This is a genomic window from uncultured Algibacter sp., assembly GCF_947490405.1.
In the GTDB taxonomy this organism is placed as follows: Bacteria; Bacteroidota; Bacteroidia; order Flavobacteriales; family Flavobacteriaceae; genus Algibacter_B.
The window spans coordinates 129,773-143,648 of sequence record NZ_CANLGU010000002.1; the positions used below are offsets into that span (position 1 = coordinate 129,773).

Below are 13,876 nucleotides of genomic sequence, written 5' to 3' on the forward strand. Positions count from 1 at the left end.
TAATGTATAGGTAAGAGTTATAGCTGTATTGTTTATTATATCTCTAAGATATAATCGGAAAGGCTTGCCTCATGAGGTAAATCCATCTTTTTACGTAATCTGTAACGTTTTACTTCTACACTTCTTGCGGATATGTTGAGGAGGGGTGCAATCTCTTTTGAAGATAAATTTAAACGTAAATAAGCACAAAGTCTTAAATCATTTGAAGTAAGTGCAGGATGTATACTTTTTATTTTTTTTAGGAAATCTTTATCTGCATTATTAAAAGCTTCTTGAAACAAATTCCAATCATCATTATTATTAAGGTTTCTATCTATAATCTTAACAACATGTTTTATATTTTTTACTTCTTCAACACTTTCGAGTTCTTTTTTTATTGAGCTTAAAAATTCGTTTTTCTTAATTAAATTCATTGTAGATATACCAAGTTCTCTATTTTTACTTTCAATATCTTCTCTTAGTTTATCATTTTTAAAACGCATTAACTGCTGCTTATTTTCCAGCTCTTTTAACTCAAACTCTCGTGTAGTTTTAGTCATTAAGCGCTCTCGTTGTTTTCTATAATACCTCTTATAAATATTGTGCATGAACAAAGAAAATAGTAAAATACTTAAAACATAAAATGCAATAGCCAAATTAGAAAGAAACCAAGGACGATCAATTTTAAAAGAAAACGAGGCTGTATTTAAGGTTACTTGATTTCCAACACGCCCTTTTACTTTAAATGTATAGCTTCCATAAGGTAAGTTTTCGTAAAAAACTACTCCTTCGGAGTTCCAATCACTCCATACATCATACATCCCTTCAAGTTTGTATCTATACTCGGGCTTTTGAGTTTTTAAAAATTCTGAAATGTTATATGATATCTCAATGTTGTTTTGGTCATTTTCAAAACTAGCTTTGGAATTGAGTTTAACTAAATGAACAGTATCATTGTTTTTGAGCTTACTAACTGCTATTTTGTTTATGGCTATTTCGTGATTTTGTTCTTCAATTTTATCTAAATCAAGTATTATATAGCCTGTTGTTGTACCTAATAAAAACTTTTCGTCATTTAAATGTGTGATATTTTCATAGCCTGTAACCTCATTTCTTATATCTGCGGGAAAACTGATTGTTTTTATTTTCTTTTCTCCACTTAATCCTGATGTTTCAAGATATTTTATTTCTTTTGATGAGAAACTCCAGAGTCTATTGGTCTTTTTATCATGCACCAGTTTACCTGATTTAAAATTTTCTTCATTTATTAAACTACTAAAAAGCGAGTCTTTTTCAAATGTTTGAGCTACTGTATTAAGCTTAAACACTCCTTTGTTATTGGTGTAAAGTAAATCGTCTTGATATGTAATAAAACTTGAATTCTTATTTTTATTGATTAAGGTATCCATAAAGACGGATTCAACTTTTGTTAGTTTATCATCTAACTTTAACCTAAAAACACCTTTATATTCATGACTAACGTAAAGTCCTGATTTACTAAAAAACTCAAAAAACCTACTTGATATATCAAATCCTTTTAATTTATTTCTTAATTGCCATTTACTATTACGCTCAACCAAAATGTATAAACCATCATAATTACCTTGTATCAATAAATCGCTATGATCTTCAATAGTTTTTATTTGCCAAGTTCCTCTGATACTTGATATTTTTTCAGCCTTTTCATTATTAATCAAAAATGTTCCTGAATTATGGCCACAAAATAATTGATTGTTTATCTCTTCAAGACACCAGACCTGACCTTCTGTACCTTTAACAAATGCAAAACTAGTTTTGCTATCTAAGGGTTTATAAAATAAACCTTGATTTGTTCCCAGATAAATTAATCCGTTGTAAACCCGAGATGTGTAAACGCTTCCTATTATTCCATTTTTATCATAATATATTAAATAAGGTGAATTAATGTTTACACAGTTAATTCCATTATCTAAACCTAACCATATATTATGATCTATATCTTCATGAATTGACAGTATAGTGTTATTACTAAGACCTTTAGATTGATTTACATCATAAGTAACAACTCCACTACTGTTTATATGTATTATTCCATCAGAAATTGAACCAAGAATAAAACTTCCATCTTTAAGTTTGATACTACTAAAGACACTTATTTTATCTAGTAATGTATTTGCTTCTATATCCCATTTGGTAAGGAAACGATTATTTAGCTTGTAAAAACCATTATTCTCAGTTAAAACAAGCAAATCATTATTATGCATATACATATTGACTATAATGTTTTTTTGTATAATAGGGTCTGAAGAGACCAATACATCTATTCCGTTTTCTATCTTGTATAAACCATTATTTATATTTTGAAAGTAAAAGTTTTCTTCAACTTTAAATAAACTAGAGATACTAGTTACTGAATTTATTACATTATATCCTTTTGTAGACTTATTGTATATATGTATTCTATCTAAAGATTGGAATAATATCCAATTATCAAGAAAATGGATATTCCAAAATTCTTCATCTTCTAAAAAATCTATACTAAGTTCATTTGCGAGTGATGTATAATTTAGTACACCAAAATCATCTCTTTTCCAATAACCAAAATCACGATAACTTCCAGTGTAGATTAAATCATCTATGACTTCTACGGCACGAATTATAGTTTGGTTTGGAGATAAATACAAACTCCATTTGGCTCCATTATATTCTAATAAACCCTTATTGTTTGCTACGTATATGTTACGATTGTTGGATTGAGTTATAGACCAGTTTTGGGATTCTGCACCATAATCCTTTGGGTTAAATATATTTATAGGAGATCTTTCTTGGGCATAAATAAATAAAGAGTAACCAAACACTAGTAGATAAACTAAACTTCTTATAGTTTTCACAATCTTAGGGGTATGTTAAGTAAGCAAGGTAGTAAATTTAGGGCTTAAAACAAACACTGTATGGTTTCTGTATGGTTTTATCTCTTGGAATTAAAATTATATAATATGTCAATTAATAAAAAAAACCTTCGTTTTATGAAGGCTTTTTATTACTAAATATACACAAGTATATTATTCATTAATACGTTTTATACGGCCTCCTAAAACCCTGCTTTCGTCCACACGCTCTGGGTTACCATAAATATAGATATCACCTCCTGCACGTACTTTAGCCTCTACTTTTTTTGTAGCATAAATATGAGCTTCACCAGCAGCTCTAATTGAAACTTCAGTTAACTCTGTTTTAAGTGTTTTTCCGTTATAATCACCTCCTGTATAAATAGAGATATCTTGATTAATAGCTATCCCAGATGCAATTATATCTGCTCCAGTTACCGATCTTATATTAGCATACTTTACATCCAATTTAACATTAATTTTTGATCCTTCTTGAGCATTTAAATCAATTTCAAATTGTTTTATGATATCATCTGAATGAATTTTAGCACCCTCATTGGCATCTATAACATCTATATTTGTGTAATATAGCTTTACTTTTGTCTTATTACCATCAAAGGCTTCGCCTAAATTCATTTTAATTTTTAAGGTTCCACTCTTGTTATTTACTAAGACATCTTTCTTGTTTTTTCCTGTTATTGTCACTTTATCTATGTCTGATTTAATGAGTTCAACATTTATTAAATCATAAACTTTTAGTTCATTAAATTCTCCAATAGTTTTTTCAATAGAGTTTTGAGCGAATGTAACTGTTGTAATAAACAATACAACAACTTTAATAAGTGTTTTCATTAGGTATAGATTTTATTGAGAACGTAAAATTATTGATAATTGTTTTGCAAAGGATTAATTTTATGAAAACATTATAATACTTAAACAACTTTTACTGCAGTACCTGTAATAGATACAAAAAAATAAGAATTAGGAGAAGTTTCTATATCTATAGTTATTCCAACAACAGCATTAGCATTTAAATTAGTTGCATTAGTTTTTAAATATTGAAAAGCTTCTTCTTTGGCTTCATTGATGAAATTTTGATACAAACTTTTATTTTTTTCTGTTTTAAAAGAAAACGATGTTTTTATATTAGTTGAAACACCTGTTATAATACCTAAATAGTTTTCTATTTTATGTCCTTCTATAGAATCAGTTGTTGTTAAAATCATTAAATTATAGTTTAATGAGCACTAAGATATGAATAATCATTAAGAGGCTTTTATGCATTGACTTTATAAAAATTTTCACCTAACTTCGTTTATCTTGATTTTTTAATAAATAATTACATATAACATAAAAAATATGCTATCTAATTTTTATAATATCAAAAATTTAAAAGGCGATTTTACGGGCGGTTTAGTTGCTGGGGTTGTTGCGCTTCCATTAGCTTTAGCTTTTGGCGTACAATCAGGTATGGGTGCTACAGCTGGCTTATATGGTGCTATTGCTGTTGGTGTTTTTGCAGCATTATTTGGTGGCACGCAAACGCAGGCTAGCGGCCCTACAGGACCAATGACGGTGGTTTCTGCAACCTTGGTAGCTCTTGCAATAGAAATGGCAGGAAGTCTTGAAAACGCAATGCCAATAATTTTACTAAGCTTTTTATTAGGCGGCTTATTTCAAGTTATTTTTGGGTTTTTAAATATTGCGAGTTATGTAAAATACTTTCCGTATCCTGTGGTTTCAGGATTTATGAGTGGTGTGGGACTCATTATTGTGATACTACAATTATTCCCTTTTGCTGGTTTGGGTTCTTCAAAATCTACTATAGCGGTTATTCAAAATTTTTCTAAACTATTTACCGATGCTAATTTATACGCACTCATGTTAGGCGGGATTACTATTCTAATATACTTTGTGTTTCCTAAAATTACCAAAGCTATTCCAAGTGCCTTGGTGGCTTTAATTGCTGCTACTTTAATTGCTTATTTTTTCAAAATAGATGTGCCTTTAATTGGTGAAATTCCTTCTGGTTTGCCTTCATTTCAATTAGGTGGTATTCTTGATGTTGATGCTAGTGCTTACGGTACCATTTTAGAATACGCCCTAGTTTTAGCTGTACTTGGTAGTATAGATTCTTTATTAACCTCAGTGATTGCTGATAATATGACGAAAACAAAACACAATAGTAATAGAGAATTAATTGGCCAAGGTATTGGTAATATGATTGCTGCTGCTATTGGTGGTATTCCTGGTGCTGGCGCCACAAAAGGTACGGTTGTAAATATTAATGCTGGTGGTACATCAAAACTATCAGGTGTATTACATGGACTTTTTTTACTAGCTGTTCTTTTAGGTTTAGGGCAATTGGCAGCACATATCCCGCTTTGTGTATTGGCTGGTTTGTTAATTCCTATTGGGTTTAAAATTGTAGATTTTAAAGGCTTAAAACATTTACTTAAAGTACCTCGTGCAGATGCAGTCGTATTAATTTTAGTATTGTTAATCACCACCTTTGGGAGTTTAATACAAGCTGTAGGTATTGGTGTTGCGCTGGCTTGTTTGTTATTTATGAAAAAATCTGGTGATATTAGCGAACAAGGTTTAGAAGTAGGTGCGGTTGCTGATATTGATGGTAATAAGCCTTGGCAAGACGAAAAAGAATTTTACGAAGCCTATAAAGATAAAGTGATTATTAAACACTTATATGGTTCTTTGTTTTTCGGGTTTACGTCTTATTTTAAAGATCAAATTTCTGAATTACCAGACGAGGTTAAAGCCGTAATATTTAGAATGGATCGTGTACCTTATATGGACCAATCTGGATTATATGCTTTAGAAGATATTGTTTTTGATTTGCGTGAAGAAGGTATTGAAGTACTTTTAGTAGGACTTAAAGAACAACCTAAAGATATGCTAGAAGCTGTTGATATTATTCCTGATTTAGTGCCTGAAGATGATGTGTTTGATAATATTGATGCTGCATTTTTGTATTTAAAACAAAAACTGAAAGCTTAATCATAAAATAATGTTGTTTGAAATTATAAAAAATTTCAGCTTAGACATCCAAAGAAACAATAATTAAACCTGATTAGGATAAACATAAGAATGAACCGTGAAATCATAGACATCAATGATTATACAGTTTTGTTAGAAGAAGCCACCTCTGATAACAATTTAATCGATTCCTGTTTTTTTGATGAACCTGTAATAGCTATCGCTTTTTATGGTGCAGGCGATGTTAGTCTTAAGGTAAAATTTGATAGAAGGACTAAAGAATTCCATCATACCAAAGGTATGGTACTCTCATTTTACGCAGATAGTAAAGTAGAATTTGAGCATCATGTTTCCAAGCTAAAATCATTGCAATGCTTAGTAATCGCAACTACCATAAAAAAGATAGATAAATTACCAAATGAAGAGGGGCAGTTTTTGGAACAATTTTTATATCAATTAGTACATCCAAAAGATCATTACGTTGAGGGCCCAATATTTAATATGAGCCCAGAAATGTTTTTATTAGTGGAACAATTCTTTAACAACACTTATGAAGGCAAAATTAAAATGCTATTATATAAAAGCCATATCACAGCTTTACTTTCTCATTATTTTGGACAATTATCGAAACAAGAAAACACAACATTAAATACTTTTCAACTTGAAAAAATTAATCTAGCCCAAGAAATTTTAGTATCCAATTTAGAAAACCCACCTTCCTTAACAGAATTAGCACACAGAATTGGAACCAATACCAACAAACTAAAAATAGAATTCAAAGCGCAGTTTGGTGTGCCCGTTTTTAAATACTTACAAAACGAGCGTTTAAAGAAAGCTTATAATTTAATAAAGAACGGACAAAAAACAATTCAAGAAGCTGCTTGGGCTGTCGGGTACGATAGTTTAGGCTCTTTCTCTAACGCTTTTGAAAAAAAGTTTGGTTATAGACCTAGCCAAGTATAAAATTCTTTTCGAATAAATCATAATTCTTTTTGAATAAGTCGCTGGCTTACAGCTACAATAAATTTGTATCATAATTAAAAACAAAAATTATGATTAGTAAAAATTTATTTAGCATTCTATGTGCCATTTTAGTTTGGGTTTTAGGAGTTGGCTTTTACCTCTTTTCCTATTATATACCTTTTTTAGAAAACCCTGAATTACAATCTAATATTATACTAGCTTTAGGCATTATACCTAGCACATGTTTAGGGACTTATCTGTTCTATAGAAACCACTACATGAAACCATCTGCATTGGCTATTACATTTGTAATTGTGGCTACTGTATTAGATGTATTGATAACAGTTCCTGCTTTTATAATACCATATGGTGGGAGTTATTCAAAATTCTTTGGAGACCCTATGTTTTATAACATAGTAGTTGAGTTTTACTTCATTGTATTGTATTTCGGAACTCATTTAACAAAAAAAATAAAAGCATGAAAACAACGGCTCTTTTTATAACAATTTTATTGAATGCACTTTCTACAGGCTTTTTCTTCGCTTGGTCCGTTTCGGTTATACTGGGAACAAAAAAAGTAGGCGATTTCACTTACTTGGAAAGCATGCAGAGTATCAATAAAGAAATCTTAAACCCAGCATTCTTTATTGTGTTCTTTGGAAGCCTTATTATGTTGGTAATGTCCGCCAGTATGCAGTTTAATAACAAACCAATGTTTGGGTTGGTTTTAGCATCAGCAATCATATACCTAATTGGGACTTTTGGTATTACAGCCTTTGGAAATGTTCCTTTAAATAATGAATTAGAAGCATTAAACATTACCAAACTGAGCATATTAGAATTAAAAAACTTTAGAACCTATTATGAAAGTGCTTGGAATCAATATCATAACATACGAACCATTTCAAGTATAATTTCATTCATACTATTACTTATATCAATATTTATTAAAAAATAATTTTAAAACAATTCATTATGAAAACGAACATTTTAGTTATCGGAGGAACCGGAAAAACTGGTCGCCGAGTAGTAGAACAATTACAAAACAAAGGAATTGAACCAAGAATTGGCTCAAGAAACGCATCACCAAGCTTTGATTGGGATGATAAAGACACTTGGGTAAATGCTTTACAAGGTATAGAAAGAATGTATGTAACCTATTATCCTGATTTAGCTGTCCCAGGAGCCAAAGAGGCCATACAGAGTTTAACTTATTTAGCTAAAGAGTTAGGTGTTAAAAAAATGGTTTTACTTTCTGGAAAAGGGGAAACAGAAGCTGAAGCTTGTGAAAAAATTGTGATAAATTCTGGTATGGATTATACCATAGTTAGAGCGTCTTGGTTTAATCAAAATTGGAGCGAAAGTTTCTTTTTAGAACCTATTTTATCTGGTGAAGTAGCATTACCAATGTCTGATGTTTTAATCCCATTTGTAGATGCAAATGATATTGCTGAAGTTGCTGCTACCGTATTAATTGATGATTCTTATAATGGAGAAATTATTGAGGTAACAGGACCAGAATTAATTACATTTAAGCAAATCGTTAACATCATTTCAAAGACTAGTGACAGAAATTTAAATTTTTACGACATCACATTAGATCAGTATGTTGATGGTATGAAGCAAATGCAAATACCAAATGATGTTGTGTGGTTAATTGAGTATTTATTTAGTCATGTTTTAACCAATCCAAAAAACCAATTGGTGGTTCATGATATTGAGCGCGTTTTGGGTAGAAAAGCAAAACCTTTTGTAGAATATGCACAAGACACTGTTAAAACTGGTATTTGGAATCAAGTCATGGTTTAATAGTTATTACTAATAACATTTATAATTAAAAAAAGCAATTTGAATTAAAATTCAAATTGCTTTTTTTTTTATTTTATAATTTCCTTTCTGAAAAGGAATGCTTTTATTTCGTTACTATTGATAAAAAAAAACAATCAATTACTCCACCTCAACCTTTCCAATCATATTAAAATCCAAATGCTTCTTCACTAAATCGGTATTCTTCACTTTTACAACAACCTCATCACCAAGTTGGTATATTATGCCATTACTTCTCCCGACCATAGCATATAAATCTTGATCAAAAGCATAATGGTCGTCTTTCATATCACGCACACTTACCATCCCTTCACATTTATTTTGAATGATTTCAACGTAAATCCCCCAGTCGGTTACGCCTGAAATAACACCTATAAATTCTTCATCTTTATGGTCTTCCATAAAACGAATTTGCATGTATTTAATTGAATCGCGTTCTGCCTTAGTAGCAAGGTTTTCCATATTACTAGAATGTTGGCATTTTTCTTCATAATCGGCTTCATTAGCAGATTTGCCACCATCTAAATAATGTTGTAATAATCGATGTGCCATCACATCTGGATAACGACGAATAGGTGAGGTAAAATGACTGTAATAATCAAAAGCTAAACCGTAATGTCCAATATTGTGTGTGGTATATTCAGCTTTACTCATGCTTCGTATCGCTAATGTATCTACTAAATTTTGCTCTTTTTTACCAATAACTTCTTTTAGTAAATTATTTAACGATGCTGTTGTAGATTTTCTATCTTTAAAATTAAGTTTGTATCCAAAACGGCCTACTACATTTTGTAAAGATGCTAGCTTACTTTCGTCTGGTTCGTCGTGTACACGATATACAAATGTTTTCTTCGGACTTTGTTTTCCTATAAATTCAGATACTTTTCTGTTGGCTAACAACATGAATTCTTCAATCAGTTTATTAGCATCTCTACTGGTTTTAAAGAATACACCAGCAGGGTTATTGTCTTCGTCTAAATTGAATTTTACTTCTACTTTATCAAAAGAAATTGCACCATCTCGCATGCGTTTACCTCTCATAATTTTAGCAAGTCTATCTAGAATTAAAATAGCTTTTGCTAGCTCTGGTGTGGTATTGTATGGTTTTCCTGTAAGGGATATTTCTTGTGGAATTTCGGTATTAATTTGAGACGTTTCGACTGCGCTCAACGTGACAGTCGGATTATTTTCGATGATTACCTGCGCTTCTTCATAAGCATAACGGGCATCGCTATAAGTTACCGTTCTACCAAACCATTCGTTTTTTATTTCGGCTTTATCATTTATTTGAAACACTGCTGAAAATGTATATTTCTCTTCATGCGGACGTAAAGAACAGGTATTATTTGATAATACTTCAGGAAGCATAGGCACCACACGATCTACCAAATACACCGATGTTGCGCGTTCGTAAGCTTCATCATCTAAAACAGTGCCTTCTTGTAAATAATGCGATACATCGGCTATGTGAATACCTATTTCGTACAACCCGTTATCTAAAACTTCAAACGATAAGGCATCATCAAAATCTTTAGCATCTTTAGGATCTATGGTAAAGGTTAAATCTTTACGCATATCTCTACGTTTTGCAATTTCTGCTTCAGTAATAGAAGTATCTAATTCGTTTGCAAAAGCCTCAACATCGTGAGGAAATTCGTGAGGTAAACCATATTCGGCTAAAATAGCATGGATTTCAGTATTGTGTTCTCCTGGTTTTCCAAGAATTTTTAACACCTTTCCATAAGGAGAATCGGCTTTTTCTGGCCAATCTTCAAGTGATACTAAAACTTTATCACCGTCTTCAGCTTTTAAGGTTTTGTTAATAGGTACAAAAATATCTTTGTACATTTTGTTACTATCTGGTACTACAAAAGCATAATTATTATTTTTTTGCATTTGAATAACACCAACATATTCAGACTTTGCACGTTTAATAATATTGGTAATTTCGCCTTCTACTTTTCCACGTTTTTTGCGCTTAAACGCATAAAATTCTACTTCATCACCATTTAAGGCTTTATTGATATTGTTTGATGCGATAAACACATCTTCTTCAAAATCATCTGAAATAATATAACCAGATCCTTTTGCAGACATATCTAAAACACCAATATGGTATTCGGCATTAACTATTGCTTTAAACTTACCGCGATCTACTTCTTGTATCTCTTGTTTTACAGCAAGTTTAGCTAAGGTTTTTATAATTTGGTTTCTGCTACTAGCGTCGTTAACGCCAAGTTTAGCAGCTATTTGTTTGTAGTTAAAACTTTGGTTTCTCTCTTTTTTTAATATACTTAAGATTGTATTTGTAAGGTTGGAAATACCACTCTTTTTGGATTTCCCTTTTCTTTTTTTACTCATTTAATTTTGTAATCATTTTCAATTCCTAAGGTATAGGAAATTTTATTATTTAATAGCATTGTACAGGTGAAGAAATTGCTATTTATTTTACAAAGTTAGGGTTTTAATATTAAATGGGGGGGTAAACATTAATTCAATAAAAAAGACTTTCAAATAAATAAAAGCCTTTGTAATCTATTATAGTTATAAATACTATTGTACAACTATTTTTTTAGCAGATTTTCCTTGGTTAGTTTCTACCTCAATAAAATACATACCGCTTAATAAATTACTAACATCAATTTTTGAGCTTTTTACGGAATACAAATATTGACTTTGTAGGTTATAAATATTAATCTGTTTTAATTCTAAGCCTTTATTTAAGTTGATATTTAAAACATCATTTACTGGGTTTGGATAATATGAAAAATAATCTTTTTCGAAACTTTGTATAGATAAAACAGCATTTAAATCATAAACACGAACACTACCAGAAAAAGGTCCATTTGCATTATTTTGCAGAGCACCTATTGCAACTATATTACCATCTGAAGAAAGACTTATACTTTTTCCAAAGAGGGTTAAACCATTTACTGATGGATTATATACTGCTTCACCATCAATATATTCTAAAGCTTCACCATCAATATCTTTACCTATTTGTGTCCAAACATCATTCTTATTTTTATAGATACGTACATGGCCTGAATTAGAACCGTTTCCATCATTACCAACAGCGCCTATGGCTACAATACTCCCATCTGATGATAATTCTACTCCGGACCCTGAAAAATCTCCCTCTGCTTCACCATCAATATCTTCACCTATTTGAGTCCAAACCTCATTTTCATTTTTATAAATACGCACATGGCCTGAATTAGATCCATTTCCATCATTATATCTTGCACCTATGGCTACAATACTTCCATCTGATGATAAACTTACACTATATCCTGACCGATCATCTACTGCTTCACCATTAATATCTTCACCTATTTGGGTCCAAACTCCATTATTATTTTTATAAACACGTACATAACCAGAACCATTTCCATTTATATTATTATATGGTGCACCTATGGCTACAATACTTCCATCTGATGATAAACTTACACTCCATCCTGACCGATCAACTTCTCCCTTACCATTAATATCTTCACCTATTTGCGTCCAAACACCATTTTCATTTTTATAAATGCTTACATAACCAGAACCATTCCCATTTCTATCATTAAATGGAGCACCTATAGCTACAATACTCCCATCTGATGAGAGACTTACACTCCATCCTGACCGATCAACTTCTCCCTTACCATCAATATCTTCACCTATTTGCGTCCAAACACCATTTTCATTTTTATAAATACGTACATGACCAGAATTTTGACCATTCCCATCATTACCAACAGCGCCTATGGCTACAATACTTCCATCTGAAGAAAGACTTACACTTCTTCCTGAAGTATCAAATACCTCTTCACCAGCAATACCTTGACCTATTTGGGTCCAAACACTACCCTCTTGTTTATAAACATAAACAGTTCCTTGGTTTCTATTTTCATTTTCTGCCCCTATTGCTAAAATAGTTCCATCATTAGATAGACTACAGCTAGAACCTAATTTACTTTCATATACATACCAATCTCCATAGATATCAGATCCTATCTGTGTCCATAAATTATTTTCAAAATTATAGGCCCTTACATGGCCTAAGGAAGATCCACTCTCATGATTCTTTGGTGCGCCTACAGCTATCGTACTTCCATCTGATGATAATCCTAGACTAGTTCCTGATTCATCAAATATATCTTCACCATCAATATCTTCACCTATTTGGGTCCAAACCTCATTTTCATTTTTGTAAATACGTACATGGCCTGAATTTACACCATTCCCATCGTTCTTATTAGCACCTATTGCTACTATACTTCCATCTGATGATAATCCTAGACTATATCCTGACTGATCATCTGATGCTTCACCATCAATATCTTCACCTATTTGGGTCCAAACCTCATTTTTATTTTTATAAATACGCACATGGCCTGAATTAGATCCATTTCCATCATTCCAGTAAGCCCCAATTCCCACAATAGTTCCATCTGATGATAATTCTACACTATATCCTGACCGATCATCTGCTGCTTCTCCATCAATGTCTTCGCCTATTTGCATCCAAACACCATTTTCATTTTTATAAATACGCACATGGCCTGAATTAGATCCATTTCCATCATTATATCTTGCGCCTATAGCTACAATACTTCCATTTGATGATAAACTTACACTATATCCTGAATTATCACCTTCTGCCTCTCCATCAATATCTTCGCCTATTTGCATCCAAACACCATTATTATTTTTATAAATACGTATATGACCTGATGCATCACCATTTCCATCATTATATCTTGCGCCTATGGCTACAATACTTCCATCTGATGATAAACTTACACTATATCCTGAATTATCACCTTCTGCCTCTCCATCAATATCTTCGCCTATTTGCGTCCAAACATCATTTTCATTTTTATAAACACGTACATGACCTGAATTATTACCATTTCCATTATTAAATGGAGCACCTATTGCTACAATACTCCCATCTGAAGATAAGTCTAAACCATACCCTGATTGATCATCTATTCCTTCACCATCAATATCTTTACCTATTTGGGTCCAAACTCCGCTATTATTCCTAAACAAAGTGACTTGGCCAGATCTATATTTAACAGATGTATTTTCTCTAGCAGAAATAGCCATTACTGAACCATCTTGAGATAATTTAACAGCTGTACCTAATCTATTACGAACTCTACTATACTTACCATCAATATCCTGACCTATTTGTGTTTGTCCAAAAACAAAAAATGGACATACTATTAAAATTAATAATTGCTTCATAA

General features: G+C 31.5%; 10 protein-coding genes. 5 read left to right on the plus strand and 5 right to left on the minus strand.

Annotation, left to right across the window (positions count from 1 at the left end):
- Nucleotides 1-35 precede the first annotated feature (35 nt).
- The 3 genes from Q0772_RS04520 to Q0772_RS04530 all read right to left on the minus strand — a co-directional run bounded on the left by Q0772_RS04520 (nt 36) and on the right by Q0772_RS04530 (nt 4,072).
- Nucleotides 36-2,849 (minus strand): triple tyrosine motif-containing protein, encoded by a 2,814-nt coding sequence (locus tag Q0772_RS04520; RefSeq protein ID WP_298340813.1) that lies wholly within the window; start codon nt 2,847-2,849, stop codon nt 36-38.
- A gap of 171 nt (nt 2,850-3,020) precedes the next feature.
- Nucleotides 3,021-3,698, minus strand: a complete 678-nt coding sequence (locus Q0772_RS04525; protein ID WP_298340815.1) for a head GIN domain-containing protein — start codon at nt 3,696-3,698, stop codon at nt 3,021-3,023.
- An 80-nt stretch (nt 3,699-3,778) separates the two neighbouring features.
- Nucleotides 3,779-4,072, minus strand: a complete 294-nt coding sequence (locus Q0772_RS04530; RefSeq protein WP_298340817.1) for a heavy metal-binding domain-containing protein — start codon at nt 4,070-4,072, stop codon at nt 3,779-3,781.
- A gap of 133 nt (nt 4,073-4,205) precedes the next feature.
- On the opposite strand from Q0772_RS04530, the gene Q0772_RS04535 reads away from it, so the two are divergent.
- The 5 genes from Q0772_RS04535 to Q0772_RS04555 all read left to right on the plus strand — a co-directional run bounded on the left by Q0772_RS04535 (nt 4,206) and on the right by Q0772_RS04555 (nt 8,612).
- The gene (locus tag Q0772_RS04535) at nt 4,206-5,861 is read left to right on the plus strand and encodes a SulP family inorganic anion transporter (RefSeq protein WP_298340819.1); all 1,656 of its coding nucleotides are present in this window, start codon (nt 4,206-4,208) and stop codon (nt 5,859-5,861) included.
- 90 nt (nt 5,862-5,951) lie between these two features.
- Nucleotides 5,952-6,803, plus strand: a complete 852-nt coding sequence (locus Q0772_RS04540; protein WP_298340821.1) for an AraC family transcriptional regulator — start codon at nt 5,952-5,954, stop codon at nt 6,801-6,803.
- An 89-nt stretch (nt 6,804-6,892) separates the two neighbouring features.
- Nucleotides 6,893-7,285, plus strand: coding sequence for a DUF5367 family protein (locus Q0772_RS04545; protein ID WP_298340823.1), 393 nt, complete (start codon nt 6,893-6,895; stop codon nt 7,283-7,285).
- Nucleotides 7,282-7,761, plus strand: a complete 480-nt coding sequence (locus Q0772_RS04550) for an anthrone oxygenase family protein (RefSeq protein ID WP_298340825.1) — start codon at nt 7,282-7,284, stop codon at nt 7,759-7,761. The genes Q0772_RS04545 and Q0772_RS04550 overlap by 4 nt, the downstream gene beginning before the upstream one ends.
- A 17-nt stretch (nt 7,762-7,778) precedes the next feature.
- Entirely contained in the window at nt 7,779-8,612 is an 834-nt protein-coding gene (locus Q0772_RS04555; RefSeq protein ID WP_298340827.1) for an NmrA family NAD(P)-binding protein, read from the plus strand.
- A gap of 138 nt (nt 8,613-8,750) precedes the next feature.
- On the opposite strand, the gene Q0772_RS04560 is transcribed toward Q0772_RS04555, so the two are convergent.
- Nucleotides 8,751-10,991, minus strand: a complete 2,241-nt coding sequence (locus Q0772_RS04560) for an RNB domain-containing ribonuclease (protein WP_298340829.1) — start codon at nt 10,989-10,991, stop codon at nt 8,751-8,753.
- Nucleotides 10,992-11,183: 192 nt separating this feature from the next.
- Nucleotides 11,184-13,874, minus strand: coding sequence for a T9SS type A sorting domain-containing protein (locus Q0772_RS04565; RefSeq protein ID WP_298340831.1), 2,691 nt, complete (start codon nt 13,872-13,874; stop codon nt 11,184-11,186).
- Nucleotides 13,875-13,876: the final 2 nt, after the last annotated feature.

Bases quoted from the DNA above. Each gene is read 5' to 3' on its own strand.
- Q0772_RS04565 (WP_298340831.1), bottom strand. From the start codon at position 13,874: ATGAAGCAATTATTAATTTTAATAGTATGTCCATTTTTTGTTTTTGGA.
- Q0772_RS04545 (WP_298340823.1), top strand. From the start codon at position 6,893: ATGATTAGTAAAAATTTATTTAGCATTCTATGTGCCATTTTAGTTTGG.
- Q0772_RS04525 (WP_298340815.1), bottom strand. From the start codon at position 3,698: ATGAAAACACTTATTAAAGTTGTTGTATTGTTTATTACAACAGTTACA.
- Q0772_RS04540 (WP_298340821.1), top strand. From the start codon at position 5,952: ATGAACCGTGAAATCATAGACATCAATGATTATACAGTTTTGTTAGAA.
- Q0772_RS04560 (WP_298340829.1), bottom strand. From the start codon at position 10,991: ATGAGTAAAAAAAGAAAAGGGAAATCCAAAAAGAGTGGTATTTCCAAC.
- Q0772_RS04530 (WP_298340817.1), bottom strand. From the start codon at position 4,072: ATGATTTTAACAACAACTGATTCTATAGAAGGACATAAAATAGAAAAC.
- Q0772_RS04535 (WP_298340819.1), top strand. From the start codon at position 4,206: ATGCTATCTAATTTTTATAATATCAAAAATTTAAAAGGCGATTTTACG.
- Q0772_RS04555 (WP_298340827.1), top strand. From the start codon at position 7,779: ATGAAAACGAACATTTTAGTTATCGGAGGAACCGGAAAAACTGGTCGC.
- Q0772_RS04550 (WP_298340825.1), top strand. From the start codon at position 7,282: ATGAAAACAACGGCTCTTTTTATAACAATTTTATTGAATGCACTTTCT.